Consider the following 14,131-nt stretch of genomic DNA (forward strand, 5'->3'; position numbering starts at 1 on the left):
GAAACCGATATTAAGAGAGAAAGAAAATGGCTACTACATCCGTCTCTATGGACATCCCGGCATCTGCCGACACCGTATGGCAACTGATCGGCGGCTTCGACGCCTTGCCTGACTGGCTGCCGTTCATCCCAAAAAGCGTCGTTTCTGAAGGCGGCCGCGTGCGTACCTTAACCACCGCCGACGGCGGTATCGTCATCGAGCGGCTGGAAGCGTTCGACAACCGTCAACGCAGCTACAGCTACTCCATCATGCAAGCGCCGTTCCCGGTGGTGAATTACCTGTCCACCCTGTCAGTGCACGCCACCGACGACGCCAACGTGGCGCGCGTGGAATGGTCGGGCAGCTTCACGCCGGTCAACATCAGCGACGACGAGGCCATCGCCCTGTTCAGCGGCATCTACCAGGGCGGCCTGGATGCGCTGAGCGGCAACTTCCCTCGTTAACGCTTGAACGCTTAAGCCCCACGGTCGATGGCTGCACCCATCGGCCGTTTTTTTTTGGGGTTTGGGCGCACGAACGGGCACGCCGCGCAGCAGGATAAATCCGTCATCGCCGCTTATGCTGTAAAGGAGATGTTCATTTGAGGAGATGACCGTGCGCCCCTTCAACTTGCAACGGCTGGATCATGTGGTTCTGCGCGTGCGCGATATGCAGAACAGCCTGCGTTTTTATACCCAGGTCATCGGCTGTGATATCGCCAAACAGCGACCGGATTTGGGGCTGGTGCACCTGCGCGCCGGTGCCTCCATGATCGACCTGGTGGACATCAATGGCGTGCTGGGGAAAAAAGGCGGCGAAGCGCCCGATCCTCATAGGCAAAATGTCGATCACGTCTGCCTGCGCATCGATCCGTTCAACGAAGAGGCGTTGTTGACCTATCTGCGATCGCAGGGGATCGGCGTTGATCCCGCCGAATCGCGCTATGGGGCGGAAGGCGACGGGCCGTCCATTTATTTCAGCGATCCGGACGGTAATCGCGTGGAATTGAAAGGGCCGGCGGGATGAGATTAACGTGCCATAGATAATGGAGCCTTATCGGCCCCATCTGTTTGAACGCCACGGGTAGGTGTTCCACGCACCAACAATAAGCTGCTAGCTTATGGTTCTATCAATGTCATTGGCTATGAGAGGCGCTGCCCCATATGAGAAAACCGATCGCCTCGGTGATTTTTGTCCTGGTATTCGCTGTCTTGCCGAACATCATTCCCTCTCGGCTGCTGCTGACACCGGACATGGCGTTGGAAATGGTTCACAAGTCTAATGAATGGGGTCTCGGCGATCCGCAAGCGCTTTCGACAACCTGCCTGCTAATGCTTTATGCAGCTGTCGCGGGGTTGTGTCTGCGTTTTATGCCAAAAAAATCGGCCTAACCCGTCACTGCTGAACGTTAACGCCCCTGCGCCGCCAGCGCCTGGGCGCAGGCCCAGGCCGAGCTCCAGGCCCACTGGAAGTTGTAGCCGCCCAACCACCCGGTCACGTCCACCACTTCGCCGATAAAGTAGAGCCCCGGCGCCTTGTGGGCCTCCATCGTCTTGGAGGAAAGTTCATTGGTGTCGACGCCGCCAAGCGTCACTTCCGCCGTGCGGTAGCCTTCGGTACCGTTCGGCTGCACGCGCCAGTTCTGCAACAGATCCACCAGCGCCGCCTGCTGCGGCGCATTCAGCTGCTTCAGCGTCGCCTCCGGCAACTGTCCCAGGGTCTGCAAACACTCCACCAGCCGCTTCGGCAATTGCAGCGCCAGGGTGTTTTTCAGGCTTTGGTTCGGGTGCTCCCGGCGTTGATCATCCAGGAAGGCCGCCAAATCCAGCTCAGGAAGTAAGTTAACGCTCACATACTCACCCGGTTGCCAGTAGCTGGACAGCTGCAGCACCGCCGGGCCGGACAGGCCGCGATGGGTAAATAGAATGCTTTCACGGAAGCTGACGCCGTTCTCGGCGGTGATCACCGCCGGCACCGAGACGCCAGACAGCGTCTGCACATGCTCCAGCAGCGGCTTATGCAGGGTAAACGGCACCAGTCCGGCGCGCGTCGGCAGCACCTTGAGGCCGAACTGCTCCGCCAGTTTGTAACCGAACGGCGACGCGCCCAACCCCGGCATGGATAATCCGCCGCTGGCCACCACAAGTGAGCGAGCGCTCACTTTTTCACCATTCAGCGCCAGCGCGTAGCCATTCTCGGTTTTCTCTACGTCCAGCACTTCGCTGCGCAGGCGCATCGTCACCTGGCCCAGCTCGCACTCTTTGACCAGCAGATCCACCACCTGCTGCGCCGAATCGTCGCAGAACAGCTGCCCCAGCGTTTTTTCATGGTAGGCGATGCCGTAACGGTTGATCAGATCGATGAAGTCCCACTGGGTGTAGCGCGCCAGCGCCGACTTGCAGAAGTGCGGGTTGTTCGACAGATAGGCCGCCGGTTCGGCGTACATGTTGGTGAAGTTGCAGCGCCCACCGCCGGACATCAGGATCTTGCGGCCCGGTTTTTTGCCGTTGTCGAGCAGCAATACGCGGCAACCGAGTTGCCCCGCCTGCGCGGCGCAAAACATGCCGGCGGCGCCCGCCCCAATCACTACGACATCAAACTGTTCCACCTGAGCCTCACTTATCAAAACCACAATCGCTACAAAAGAGCGCCATATTACGCCGTTTCGCCGCCGGTCACCGCCAAATTCACGGCGGCAGATTGTAAAGCCCCGGCGCCGCCAACGCCATAGTAAGAAAATATTACAGAGGTCAGAGGAGATTAACGCGTTGATATTCCATATTTTTGTTATAGGCGCGTCATCGTTTCGTCATGTCCAAATCAAAAAAACGTCATATTTTCCTTTTCCCCGGCACCGGTTGTCACTGATAATGCGCGGCGTTCATGTCCACAAACTGGCGTAACGCTTATGCTGCATTTGTTCGCTGGCCTGGATTTCCATACCGGCCTGATGTTAATTCTCGCATTGTTGTTCGTGTTGTTTTATGAAGCCATCAACGGTTTTCATGATACGGCCAATGCGGTCGCTACAGTTATTTATACCCGCGCCATGCGCTCGCAACTTGCGGTCGTGATGGCAGGTTTGTTCAACTTTCTTGGCGTAATGCTCGGCGGTTTGAGTGTTGCTTACGCCATCGTCCACTTGCTGCCTACCGATCTGTTGTTGAACGTCAGTTCAGCACACGGATTAGCCATGGTCTTCTCCATGCTGCTGGCGGCAATCATCTGGAACCTCGGCACCTGGTATTTCGGTCTGCCGGCCTCCAGTTCCCATACGCTGATAGGCGCAATCATCGGTGTCGGTTTAACCAACGCCCTGATGACCCACACCTCGGTCGTGGATGCGCTTAACGTCCCGAAAATGATTGGCATTTTCCTTTCTCTGCTGTTCTCGCCGCTGGTCGGCATGATGGTGGCGGGAGTGATGGTGTTTGCCTTGCGCCGCTATTGGAGTGGCACCAAGAAACGCCAGCGTATCCACATGACCCCTGCGGAACGTGAAAAGGTCGACGGCAAACGCAAGCCGCCGTTCTGGACCCGTATCGCGCTGATCCTGTCGGCGATTGGCGTCAGCTTCTCGCACGGCGCCAACGACGGCCAGAAAGGTATCGGCCTTATCATGCTGGTGCTGATCGGCGTTGCGCCGGCCGGCTTCGTGGTCAATATGAATGCAACCGGTTATGACATCACCCGTACGCGTGATGCCGTGACTCACCTGCAGCAATATTACCAGCAGCACGGTGACGCACTGTCGCATGCGGTGTCGTTGACGCCGCTGGTGCCAAGCCCGGATGACGAAGCCGCGCCTGGCAAGCCTGCCGAGTTCCACTGCGACAGTTCGCGCGCCATGCCGGCGATCGAGCTGGCTCAGGGCATGCTGACCAACCTGCAAAGCTACGATCAGCTGACGGTTGACCAGCGCAGCCACCTGCGCCGCCTGCTGATGTGCGTGACCGACACGGCGGATAAAGTCGCCAAGCTGCCGGAAACCTCATCCGCCGACCAGCGTTTCCTGAAGAACCTGCGTCAGGATCTGCTGCAGACCGTCGAGTACGCGCCGATGTGGATCATCGTCGCCGTCGCGCTGGCGCTGTCGCTCGGTACCATGGTGGGTTGGAAACGCGTGGCCACCACCATCGGCGAGAAGATCGGCAAGAAAGGCATGACCTACGCCCAGGGCGTATCGGCCCAGATGACCGCGGCGCTGTCTATCGGCGTGGCGAGTTATACCGGCATGCCGGTCTCCACCACCCACGTCCTCTCTTCGGCGGTTGCCGGGACGATGATCGTGGACGGCGGCGGCGTGCAGAGCAAAACCGTGAAGAACATCCTGTTGGCCTGGGTACTGACCCTACCAATCTCGATCCTGCTTTCCGGTGCGCTGTATTGGGTTGCGTTGAAGCTGATCTAAGCGATAAGCATCATGAGGAAGGCGGCCCCAGGGCCGCCTTTTTTTTGCCTGCATCAAGGGAAACAGGAAGGCATTAATACCAGATCATCAGCGCTATCAGGCTGATGACCACCAGGCCGCACAGGGCCGAGGTCAGCATAAACTGCCCGCGCACCCGCTCGCAGCGGCGGATAAACTCCGGATCGTGATGCTCGACATAGCGCTGCGCGAAGATATAGCGCACCAGCCTCAGCTGCTTGCTGGGTTGCCCGTGGGCGGTGAAAAAACCGCCGCCGTCGACGTACTGGTACAGCAACGGGTCACAGCCGCGCAATACCACCAGCAGCGCGCGCAGAGAAGAGTAATACCGCACCATGTTTACCACACACACCACACATAAGGCCCAAAACAGCGCGACGGTACTGATCATGATTACCCCCTCAAGGCGTTGTTATCCGCGGCCTTCCGCCGGGTCCAACCGCCCTACCTCATTACCCGATACTCTGCTGGAGCTTACCGCTCTCATCCCCTTTTTTGCCTGCACGGGCCATGCCCATAACCCACCGCCTCCGGAGACGTTACCGCACCGCACAGAGAGATTTGCACGGCGTGGTTCCACTCAGAGGGGAAATGATGAGGCCCATATCCATCATTGTAGGTTAATGAAACGCAAACTGGCCTGAGCAGTGGATAAAATTTACCGCCCTGTGCCGAAAAGTCACCTGCCGGGACGTTATAAGCGATAACCGCCCGTTTTCGATTAGGCGGTTTTTATGGATAGTCTATCCCGCGCTACGCCGCTGATCTTTCCCCCCACGCTGGCTAGACTCAGGTTTCCGTTACGTTCATCCAAGGAAACTGTTATGGCAAACCATTCAATCAAGGGAAAAACCGTCCTCATCGCCGGCGGCGCCAAGAACCTCGGCGGGCTGATCGCGCGCGATTTGGCTGAGCAAGGCGCCAAAGCGGTGGTGATCCACTACAACAGCGCCGCCTCCAAAGCCGAAGCGGAGAAAACCGTCGCCGCCATTCAGGCCGCCGGTGCGCAAGGCGTCGCGCTGCAGGCCGATCTGACCACCGCGGGCGCGGTCGAGAAGCTGTTCGCCGATGCGGTCGCCGCCGTCGGCAAGCCGGATATCGCCATCAATACCGTCGGCAAGGTGCTGAAAAAGCCGATGGTCGACATCAGCGAAGCCGAGTACGACGAGATGACCGCGGTCAACGCCAAAACCGCGTTCTTCTTCCTGAAAGAGGCGGGCAAGCACCTTAACGACAACGGTAAAATCTGCACGCTGGTCACCTCGCTGCTCGGCGCCTTCACGCCGTTTTACGCCGCTTACGCCGGCACCAAAGCGCCGGTGGAGCACTTCACCCGCGCCGCCGCCAAGGAGTTCGGCGAGCGTGGCATCTCCGTGACGGCGGTCGGCCCCGGCCCGATGGACACCCCGTTCTTCTACCCGGCTGAGGGTGCGGACGCCGTGGCCTACCACAAGACGGCGGCGGCGCTGTCGCCGTTCAGCAAAACCGGCCTGACCGATATCGAAGACGTGGTGCCGTTCATCCGCCATCTGGTCAGCGACGGCTGGTGGGTAACCGGCCAAACCATCCTGATCAACGGCGGCTACACCACCAAATAAGTTCGACGGGGGGCGGAGATGCCCCCGCACCTGCTCGCGCGCAACCGCGTCATACGGCTACACTCTCTGTCAGAAACGGCGCCACGGAACAGCAGGTCACGAGATGGACAGATTTAATCAATACCGCGTATTCGTGCAGGTGGCGGAAATGGGCAGCTTTATCCGGGCTGCCCACGCGCTGGAGGTGCCGCGCGCCTCGGTGTCCGCCGCCGTGCAACAACTGGAAACGCAGCTGGGCGTGCGCCTGCTGCACCGCACCACGCGGCAAGTGCGCCTAACCGCCGACGGCGAACAGCTGCTCGAGCGGCTGCGCCCGCTGCTGGCCGAGGTGGAAGACATCGATCAGTCGTTTCAGGCCAGCCAGCGGCAGGCCTCCGGGCGGCTCAGCGTCGACGTGCCGAGCCGCATCGCTCGTCGGTTGATCGCCCCGGCGCTGCCTAGCCTGTTGCGGCGCCACCCTCATCTGCAACTGGTGCTCGGCTCCGCCGATCGCGCCATCGATCTGGTGCAGGAAGGGGTCGACTGCGCGGTGCGCGTCGGCGATCTGCACGACAGCAGCCTGGTAATGCGCCCGCTCGGCCATATCGCGCTGATCAACTGCGCCAGCCCTGCCTATCTGAGCGAATTCGGCCATCCGCGCCAGCCCGGCGATCTCATCGAGGGACACTGGAGCATCGGTTACGCCTCGCCCAAAACCGGCCGTGAATCCCCCTGGGAATACCTGACCGACGACGGCCATACGCAACGCCTCGAACTGCCCAGCCGGGTGGTGGTCAACAACGCCGAAAGCTATATCGCCTGCTGCCGCGCCGGGCTGGGGCTGATGCAAATCCCGCGCTATGACGTGCAACACCTGCTCGACGCCGGTGAACTGGTGGAAGTCCTGCCCGGCCACCGCGCCGCCTCCATGCCGATCGCCCTGATCTATCCCCATCGCCGCCAGCGATCGCGCCGCCTGGCGGTGTTTCATGAGTGGTTTGAAAGCCTGCTGCAGCCGCATCTGGAGCGCTGATTGCACATTTAGCGCTATACTTTGTTTAATAACGCTTATAATTCAAGCGGTCAGACCGTCAGCATCCGCATAATCCATAGGCTTTTGCGCCGCGCGGGTGTACAACGAAAGGTATCGGGCGGAGAGATTTTCGATGCGGCGCAGTGTGATCGCCCCAACATATCATTGCGTTATCCGAATGATACTATGGAACCAAAAGCGCCAGGCGGGTAAACGGAACGCCTGCTAACCCTTTTTAATCGGCATGTTTATGGAAGGAGTATTCTTATGGCTTACAAACACATACTGATCGCGGTGGACCTATCCCCGGAAAGCAAGATCCTGGTAGAAAAAGCCGTCTCGATGGCGCGGCCGTACAACGCTAAAGTTTCTCTGATCCACGTCGATGTCAACTATTCCGACCTCTATACTGGCCTGATCGACGTCAATCTCGGCGACATGCAAAAACGCATCTCCGAGGAAACCCATCAGGCGCTGACCGAGCTGTCGCAGAACGCCGGCTACCCGATCACCGAGACCCTGAGCGGCAGCGGCGATCTGGCGCAGGTATTGGTCGATGCCATCAAGAAATACGACATGGACCTGGTACTGTGCGGCCACCATCAGGACTTCTGGAGCAAGCTGATGTCTTCCGCTCGCCAGCTGATCAATACCGTGCACATCGATATGCTGATCGTGCCGCTGCGCGACGAAGAAGACGAATAAAGTAAGCGCTTGCTAACTTAACTACCCAACGCCCGCGCCCTGCGGGCGTTTTTCATGCCGCCACGCCGATTAATCGCTTGATAATCAACCGCCCTCCGATGATATAGTCGCTAAAGACACAACATCCTCCCCCGGGCATCATCGACACCCAAATCTATAAGAAATAGCGGGGGAAATTTAATGCGAAAAGGAGTTATCCATGGAATATGCCGTATCGGTAGAGTCTTTCCTGTCCTCGTTACAACGCCATAACCCCCACCAGCCGGAATATCTGCAGGCGGTGCGCGAAGTGTTCACCTCGCTGTGGCCGTTTATCGAGCGCAACCCGCGCTATCGCGAACAGGCGCTGCTGGAACGCCTGGTAGAGCCCGAGCGCATCATTCAGTTCCGCGTCAGCTGGGTGGACGATCGCGGCCAGGTGCAGGTCAACCGCGCCTTCCGCGTGCAGTTCAACTCGGCCATCGGCCCCTACAAGGGCGGCATGCGCTTCCACCCGTCGGTAAACCTGTCGATCCTGAAGTTCCTCGGCTTTGAGCAGACCTTCAAGAATGCGCTGACTACCCTGCCGATGGGCGGCGGCAAAGGCGGCTCCGATTTCGATCCGAAGGGCAAAAGCCAGGGCGAGATCATGCGTTTCTGCCAGGCGCTGATGACCGAGCTGTACCGCCATCTGGGGCCGGACACCGACGTGCCGGCCGGCGACATCGGCGTCGGCGGCCGTGAAGTCGGCTTTATGGCCGGCATGATGAAGAAACTGTCCAACAACACCGCCTGCGTGTTTACCGGCAAAGGGCTCTCCTTCGGCGGCAGCCTGATCCGCCCCGAGGCGACCGGCTACGGCCTGGTGTACTTTACCGACGCCATGCTGCAGCGCCACGGCCTGGGCTTTGAGGGGATGCGGGTGGCGGTGTCCGGTTCCGGCAACGTGGCGCAGTACACCATCGAGAAAGCGCTGGAGCTGGACGCGCGCGTGATCACCGTGTCGGATTCCGGTGGCACCCTGGTGGACGAAGACGGCTTCACTACCGAGAAGCTGGCACACCTGGCGGAGATCAAAAACCAGCGTTACGGCCGGGTGGCGGACTACGCCCGCGAACGCGGCCTGACCTATCTGGCGGGCCAGCAGCCGTGGAACGTGCCGGTGGATATCGCCCTGCCGTGCGCCACCCAGAACGAACTGGATCTCGAGGCGGCGCAGACGCTGATCCGCAACGGAGTGAAGGCGGTAGCGGAAGGCGCCAACATGCCGACCACCATCCAGGCCACCGACGCCTTCCTCGACGCCGGGGTGCTGTTCGCGCCCGGCAAGGCGGCCAACGCCGGCGGCGTGGCCACCTCGGGGCTGGAGATGGCGCAAAACGCCGCGCGCATCGGCTGGCGGGCGGAAAAAGTGGATGTACGTTTACAACATATCATGGCGGATATTCACCATGCCTGCGTGGAATACGGTGGCGAGGGCAAGCAAACCCACTATGTACACGGCGCGAATATCGCCGGTTTCGTCAAGGTCGCGGAGGCGATGCTGGCCCAAGGCGTGCTGTAATCCGTCGTAAAGGTGATCTTGTTCACACATCGATTAAATGCTTCAATGCCGGCCTCTGCGCCGGCATTATTTTATGCCTTCACGCCATCAGAATGATGCAAACTAGTTAAATAAAAGTTAATAAATAGTTATTTACTACCATTTAATTGGTAGTAAATTTACCACCATCAAATAATTAAACATTTATTTAACACTAAATACGCCAATATTTTACTTAAATGTGCGCAGATCACATTTCATTAACTTCAGCTACGCCCCCTCTTCCATTCCTTTGTAATCTGCAGCGGTGGAAAAACCGCCACCCCTACAGATAAAAAAAGGTACAGCTAATGAAATTTAACCTCGCATTATTAAATGCATGTGTGGTTTCTGCGTGCATGTTATCGACAACACCTGTGTTCGCCGCTGATAAGTATGAGATTGCCGTAGTCGCCAAAGTGACCGGCATCCCGTGGTTCAACCGCATGGAAGTGGGCGTCAACGAAGCGGCGAAAAAACTCGACGTCAACGCCTACCAGACCGGCCCGTCTACGCCGGATCCGGCCGCGCAGGTCAAGGTGATTGAGGATCTGATCGCCAAGAACGTCAACGCCATCATCGTGGTGCCGAACGACGCCAAGGTGCTGGAACCGGTGCTGAAAAAAGCGCGCGACAAAGGCATCGTGGTGCTGACCCATGAATCCCCGGACCAGCAGATCGGCCAGTGGGACATCGAGACCATCGACAGCGAGAAATACGCGCAGGCCAACGTCGATGAGCTGGCGAAAGACATGGGCGGCAAAGGCGGCTATGCGATCTACGTCGGTTCGCTGACCGTGCCGCTGCACAACGCCTGGGCCGACTTCGCCATCAAATACCAGAAAGAAAAATACCCGGACATGTTTGAAGTCACCTCGCGCTTGCCGGTGGCGGAAAGCATCGACAAATCCTACGCCACCACGCTGGATCTGATGAAAACCTATCCGCAGATGAAGGGCATCATCGGCTTCGGTTCGCTCGGCCCGATCGGCGCCGGCCAGGCGGTGGCCAAGAAACGCGCCAAGGACAAAATCGCAGTGGTGGGCATCGCCATGCCGGCGCAGGCCGCCCCTTACCTGATGCGCGGCGACATCAAGAAAGCGCTGCTGTGGGATCCGAAAGACGCCGGTTATGCGCTGGTGACGGTGGCCGACCAGCTGTTGCAGGGCAAGGAAGTGAATAAGGACCTGTCGATTGAGGGCCTCGGTAAGGCCGACGTCGATATGGAACACAAAGTGATTCGGTTTAATAAGATTTTGGAAGTGACCAAAGACAACGCCAAATCGCTCGGATTCTGATTTTTCGCGTAATTTCGCCACACCGGGAAAGAAGTTAAACCCTCGTAGGGGCGCAGCGTTGCTGCGCCCAGGGCTTCGGCCGCTACGCAAGCACAGGTTAACGTTATGACAGCCTCCCCCGCATTTATCACCCTGGAGAATATCAGCAAGCGATTCCCAGGCGTGCTGGCATTAGACCAGATCAACCTGACGCTGAATAAAGGCGAAGTGCACTGCCTGGCCGGGCAAAACGGCTGCGGCAAAAGCACCATTATTAAAATCATCTCCGGCGTCTATCAGCCGGAAAAAGGCGCCAACATTTCGCTGGAAGGCAAACTCTTCCACGCCCTGACGCCGCAGCTGTCCGGTTATTACGGCATACAGGTGATCTACCAGGACCTGTCGCTGTTCCCTAACCTGACGGTGGCGGAAAACATCGCTATCCACCGTTACCTGCCCGGCGGCCACTTCTGGGTGCGCAAGCGGGTGATGCGCCAGACGGCGCTGGACGCCATGGCACGGGTCGGCGTACACATCGATCCCGATAAAAAGGTGGAAAAATTGTCGATCGCCGATCGGCAGCTGGTGGCGATTTGCCGCGCCATCGCCGCCGAAGCGCGGTTGGTTATCATGGACGAACCGACCGCCTCGCTGACCCGCCAGGAAGTCGACGGCCTGCTGCGGGTGGTTAACGAACTGAAGGCGGCCGGCATCTGCGTGGTGTTCGTCAGCCACAGATTGGATGAAGTGATGGAAGTCGCCGATCGCATCAGCGTAATGCGCGACGGCAAGCTGGTGGGCACCTGGCCGGCCAGCGAACTGGACAGCCATGAACTGGCGTTCCTGATGACCGGCCAACGCTTCCATTACAGCCCGCTGCCCCCGCTGCCGCCGGCTGAACAAGCGCCGCTGCTCGAGGTGCGCAACCTCAGCCGCGGCGAAAAATACCGCAACGTCAATCTGGCGCTGCGCGGCGGCGAGATCGTCTCGATCGTCGGCCTGCTCGGCGCCGGCCGCACCGAACTGTGCCTCAGCCTGTTCGGCATGACGCGGCCGGACAGCGGCGAGATCCGCATCGAGGGCCGCACGGTGCAGCTGCACAACAACCGCGAAGCGGTGCGCCACGGCATCGGCTATGTGTCGGAAGATCGCCTGACGCAGGGGTTGATCATGGAGCAATCGATCTACGACAACACCATCGTCACCGTCTTCGATCGGCTGCATACCTCGCTCGGGCTGTTGGATCACGCCAAGGCGACCGAGCTGGTCAACCGGCTGATCCGCGATTTGAACATCAAGGTGTCCGACAGCGCATTGCCGGTGAAAACCCTGTCCGGCGGCAACGCCCAACGTATCGCCATCGCCAAATGGGTGGCGACCCAGCCGAAGATCCTGATCCTCGACTCGCCTACCGTCGGCGTGGACATCGCCAACAAAGAGGGGATCTACCAGATCGCCCGCGATCTGGCGCAGCTGGGCATGGCGGTGCTGATGATCTGCGACGAGATCCCGGAAGCCTATTACAACAGCCATCGGGTGATGGTGATGCGCAAGGGCGAACTGATCGCCGAATTCGCGCCGCACCAGAGTACCGAACAACAGATCGCCGAGGTGGTGAATGGATAAGTCATTATTGGCCCGCCTGGCCGGGCGGCACGAGTTTTATCTCGGCCTGTTGGTGCTGCTGCTGGCGATCGGCCTAAGCGCCGGCACCGATGAGTTTCTGACGCTCGGCAACCTGACCGACGTCGCCACCAGCTACGCCATTCTCGGCATTCTGGCCTGCGGGCTGTTCGTGGTGCTGATCGCCGGCGGCATCGACATTTCGTTCCCGGCGGTCACCGCCATCGCCCAGTATGTGATGGCCAGCTGGGTGATCCAGCACGGCGGCAGCTTCCCGCTGGCGTTCGCCCTGGCGATCGGCGTCGGCCTGCTGCTCGGGCTGGTGAACGGTTTCCTGGTGTACTGGCTGAAGGTGCCGGCGATCATCATCACCATCGCTACCCTTAACCTGTTCTACGGCCTGCTGGTATACGCCACCAACGGCACCTGGCTGTACGGCTTCCCGGACTGGTTCATGAACGGCATCAACTGGTTCTCGTTCCAGGGCGCCGACGGTTACGACTACGGCCTGACGCTGCCGCTGCTGTGCCTGCTGGCGACCATCGTCGTCACCGGCGTGCTGATGAACCGCACCCGGCTGGGGCGCCAGATCTACGCCATGGGCGGCAACCGCGACGCGGCGTCGCGCCTGGGGTTGAACCTGCTGCGGCTGCACTTCTGCGTCTACGGCTATATGGGCATTCTGGCCGGCGTCGCGGCGGTAGTGCAGGCGCAGATCACCCAGTCGGTGGCGCCCAACTCGCTGCTCGGCTTCGAGCTGACGGTATTGGCGGCGGTGGTGCTGGGCGGCACCAGCATGAGCGGCGGCCGCGGATCGTTGACCGGCACCCTGCTCGGCGTGGTGCTGCTGGCCTTCCTGCAAAACGGGCTGACGCTGCTCAGCGTCTCGGCCTATTGGCACCAGGTGTTCAGCGGCGCGATCATTTTGATCAGCATCAGCACCACCGCCTGGAACGAAAAACGCAAGCTGCTCAAGGAGATCTGACATGACGCAGTTAACTCGGTTGATCCCAAGCGATCGGATCATTCGTCTGCAGGGCGCGATCATCATCGCGGTGGCGCTGCTGTTCGCCGGTCTGCTCGGATCGCGCTTCTTCAGCCTTGGCAACTTCCAGTCGATCGCCTCGCAGCTGCCGATCCTCGGCCTGCTGGCGCTCGGCATGGGCATCACCATGCTGACCGGCGGCATCAATCTGTCGATCATCGCCGGCGCCAACGCCTGTTCGCTGGTGATGGCGGCGATCATCGTCAGCCATCCCGACCAGCCGCTGTTCCTGGCACTGGCGCTGTTGGCCGGCCTGCTGGTGGCGGTGGCAATCGGCGCACTGAACGGGGTGCTGGTGGCCTGGATCGGCGTCTCGCCGATCCTCGCCTCGCTCGGCACCATGACCCTGATCACCGGCCTGAATATCCTGCTGTCCAACGGCGCGGTGATCTCCGGCTTCCCGGCGGCGATTCAATTTCTTGGCAATGGTGCCGTGCTCGGCGTGCCGGTGGCGCTGATCCTGTTCCTGCTGGTAGCGGTCGGGCTGTGGCTGCTGCTGGAGCACACCACGCTGGGCCGCAGCCTGTACTTGATCGGCTCCAACGAGCAGGCCACCCGCTTCAGCGGCGTGAACACCGCGCGGGTGCAGATCGCGGTGTATATCCTGTCGGCGCTGCTCGGCTGGGGCGCCGCCCTGCTGATGATGGCCAAGTTCAACTCGGCCAAGGCCGGCTACGGCGAATCTTATCTGCTGGTGACCATTCTGGCCTCGGTGCTGGGCGGCATTAACCCGGACGGCGGTTTCGGCCGTATTCTGGGGCTGGTGCTGGCGCTGATCGTGCTGCAAATGTTGGAAAGCGGCCTCAATCTGCTGGGGGTCAGCAGCTACCTGACCATGGCCCTGTGGGGCGGCGTGCTGATCCTGTTTATCGCGTTACAGAATCGAAAAGCCTGAGGAGAAA

14 protein-coding genes are annotated in these 14,131 nt (G+C 59.8%); 12 read left to right on the forward strand and 2 right to left on the reverse strand.

From position 1 onward, the window contains the following. Positions 1-26 precede the first annotated feature (26 nt). The 3 genes from ACJ8IL_RS11085 to ACJ8IL_RS11095 all read left to right on the forward strand — a co-directional run bounded on the left by ACJ8IL_RS11085 (position 27) and on the right by ACJ8IL_RS11095 (position 1,370). A complete protein-coding gene (locus ACJ8IL_RS11085; protein WP_197769831.1) occupies positions 27-443 on the forward strand; it encodes an SRPBCC family protein in 417 nt (138 codons plus the stop codon). Between the two features lie 145 nt (positions 444-588). Then, positions 589-1,005, forward strand: coding sequence for a VOC family protein (locus ACJ8IL_RS11090; protein WP_197836039.1), 417 nt, complete (start codon positions 589-591; stop codon positions 1,003-1,005). A 137-nt stretch (positions 1,006-1,142) separates the two neighbouring features. Beyond that, positions 1,143-1,370 carry a hypothetical protein gene (locus ACJ8IL_RS11095; protein WP_025304603.1) on the forward strand — a complete coding sequence of 76 codons (228 nt, stop codon included), beginning with the start codon at positions 1,143-1,145 and terminating at the stop codon, positions 1,368-1,370. Positions 1,371-1,387: 17 nt separating this feature from the next. On the opposite strand, the gene ACJ8IL_RS11100 is transcribed toward ACJ8IL_RS11095, so the two are convergent. Continuing rightward, the gene (locus ACJ8IL_RS11100) at positions 1,388-2,587 is read right to left on the reverse strand and encodes an NAD(P)/FAD-dependent oxidoreductase (protein ID WP_414105018.1); all 1,200 of its coding nucleotides are present in this window, start codon (positions 2,585-2,587) and stop codon (positions 1,388-1,390) included. A 300-nt stretch (positions 2,588-2,887) separates the two neighbouring features. Between ACJ8IL_RS11100 and pitA the strand changes: the two genes are divergently transcribed. After that, complete coding sequence (gene pitA / locus ACJ8IL_RS11105) at positions 2,888-4,390, forward strand: inorganic phosphate transporter PitA (protein WP_025304605.1); 1,503 nt, start codon at positions 2,888-2,890, stop codon at positions 4,388-4,390. Positions 4,391-4,463: 73 nt separating this feature from the next. Here the strand turns inward: pitA and uspB are convergent, their stop codons facing one another. Beyond that, positions 4,464-4,799, reverse strand: a complete 336-nt coding sequence (gene uspB, locus ACJ8IL_RS11110; RefSeq protein ID WP_016930435.1) for a universal stress protein UspB — start codon at positions 4,797-4,799, stop codon at positions 4,464-4,466. Between the two features lie 433 nt (positions 4,800-5,232). Between uspB and ACJ8IL_RS11115 the strand changes: the two genes are divergently transcribed. The 8 genes from ACJ8IL_RS11115 (at position 5,233) to ACJ8IL_RS11150 (ending at position 14,124) form a co-directional block, all read left to right on the forward strand. Then, positions 5,233-6,006: an SDR family oxidoreductase gene (locus ACJ8IL_RS11115; protein WP_025304606.1), complete on the forward strand. Its 774-nt coding sequence runs from the start codon at positions 5,233-5,235 to the stop codon at positions 6,004-6,006. 103 nt (positions 6,007-6,109) lie between these two features. Further along, positions 6,110-7,018, forward strand: coding sequence for a LysR family transcriptional regulator (locus ACJ8IL_RS11120; RefSeq protein ID WP_342096070.1), 909 nt, complete (start codon positions 6,110-6,112; stop codon positions 7,016-7,018). 267 nt (positions 7,019-7,285) lie between these two features. Continuing rightward, positions 7,286-7,723, forward strand: a complete 438-nt coding sequence (uspA, locus tag ACJ8IL_RS11125; RefSeq protein WP_004930988.1) for a universal stress protein UspA — start codon at positions 7,286-7,288, stop codon at positions 7,721-7,723. A gap of 199 nt (positions 7,724-7,922) precedes the next feature. Beyond that, positions 7,923-9,266, forward strand: a complete 1,344-nt coding sequence (gene gdhA / locus ACJ8IL_RS11130; protein ID WP_021505207.1) for an NADP-specific glutamate dehydrogenase — start codon at positions 7,923-7,925, stop codon at positions 9,264-9,266. Between the two features lie 329 nt (positions 9,267-9,595). Then, entirely contained in the window at positions 9,596-10,582 is a 987-nt protein-coding gene (locus ACJ8IL_RS11135; protein ID WP_025304608.1) for an autoinducer 2 ABC transporter substrate-binding protein, read from the forward strand. A gap of 105 nt (positions 10,583-10,687) precedes the next feature. Further along, positions 10,688-12,187 carry a sugar ABC transporter ATP-binding protein gene (locus ACJ8IL_RS11140; protein WP_025304609.1) on the forward strand — a complete coding sequence of 500 codons (1,500 nt, stop codon included), beginning with the start codon at positions 10,688-10,690 and terminating at the stop codon, positions 12,185-12,187. After that, positions 12,180-13,169, forward strand: a complete 990-nt coding sequence (locus ACJ8IL_RS11145; RefSeq protein ID WP_015379367.1) for an ABC transporter permease — start codon at positions 12,180-12,182, stop codon at positions 13,167-13,169. The genes ACJ8IL_RS11140 and ACJ8IL_RS11145 overlap by 8 nt, the downstream gene beginning before the upstream one ends. Before the next feature lies 1 nt (position 13,170). Further along, the gene (locus ACJ8IL_RS11150) at positions 13,171-14,124 is read left to right on the forward strand and encodes an ABC transporter permease (RefSeq protein ID WP_049294968.1); all 954 of its coding nucleotides are present in this window, start codon (positions 13,171-13,173) and stop codon (positions 14,122-14,124) included. Positions 14,125-14,131 lie beyond the last annotated feature (7 nt).

This window comes from Serratia sp. CY47444, assembly GCF_052168635.1.
GTDB classification, from domain to species: Bacteria; Pseudomonadota; Gammaproteobacteria; order Enterobacterales; family Enterobacteriaceae; genus Serratia; species Serratia bockelmannii.

What these genes read in the sequence shown, in the direction of transcription:
- ACJ8IL_RS11085 (WP_197769831.1), top strand. Translation starts at nt 27, where the DNA reads ATGGCTACTACATCCGTCTCTATGGACATCCCGGCATCTGCCGACACC.
- ACJ8IL_RS11090 (WP_197836039.1), top strand. Translation starts at nt 589, where the DNA reads ATGACCGTGCGCCCCTTCAACTTGCAACGGCTGGATCATGTGGTTCTG.
- ACJ8IL_RS11095 (WP_025304603.1), top strand. Translation starts at nt 1,143, where the DNA reads ATGAGAAAACCGATCGCCTCGGTGATTTTTGTCCTGGTATTCGCTGTC.
- pitA (WP_025304605.1), top strand. Translation starts at nt 2,888, where the DNA reads ATGCTGCATTTGTTCGCTGGCCTGGATTTCCATACCGGCCTGATGTTA.
- uspB (WP_016930435.1), bottom strand. Translation starts at nt 4,799, where the DNA reads ATGATCAGTACCGTCGCGCTGTTTTGGGCCTTATGTGTGGTGTGTGTG.
- ACJ8IL_RS11115 (WP_025304606.1), top strand. Translation starts at nt 5,233, where the DNA reads ATGGCAAACCATTCAATCAAGGGAAAAACCGTCCTCATCGCCGGCGGC.
- ACJ8IL_RS11120 (WP_342096070.1), top strand. Translation starts at nt 6,110, where the DNA reads ATGGACAGATTTAATCAATACCGCGTATTCGTGCAGGTGGCGGAAATG.
- uspA (WP_004930988.1), top strand. Translation starts at nt 7,286, where the DNA reads ATGGCTTACAAACACATACTGATCGCGGTGGACCTATCCCCGGAAAGC.
- gdhA (WP_021505207.1), top strand. Translation starts at nt 7,923, where the DNA reads ATGGAATATGCCGTATCGGTAGAGTCTTTCCTGTCCTCGTTACAACGC.
- ACJ8IL_RS11135 (WP_025304608.1), top strand. Translation starts at nt 9,596, where the DNA reads ATGAAATTTAACCTCGCATTATTAAATGCATGTGTGGTTTCTGCGTGC.
- ACJ8IL_RS11140 (WP_025304609.1), top strand. Translation starts at nt 10,688, where the DNA reads ATGACAGCCTCCCCCGCATTTATCACCCTGGAGAATATCAGCAAGCGA.
- ACJ8IL_RS11145 (WP_015379367.1), top strand. Translation starts at nt 12,180, where the DNA reads ATGGATAAGTCATTATTGGCCCGCCTGGCCGGGCGGCACGAGTTTTAT.
- ACJ8IL_RS11150 (WP_049294968.1), top strand. Translation starts at nt 13,171, where the DNA reads ATGACGCAGTTAACTCGGTTGATCCCAAGCGATCGGATCATTCGTCTG.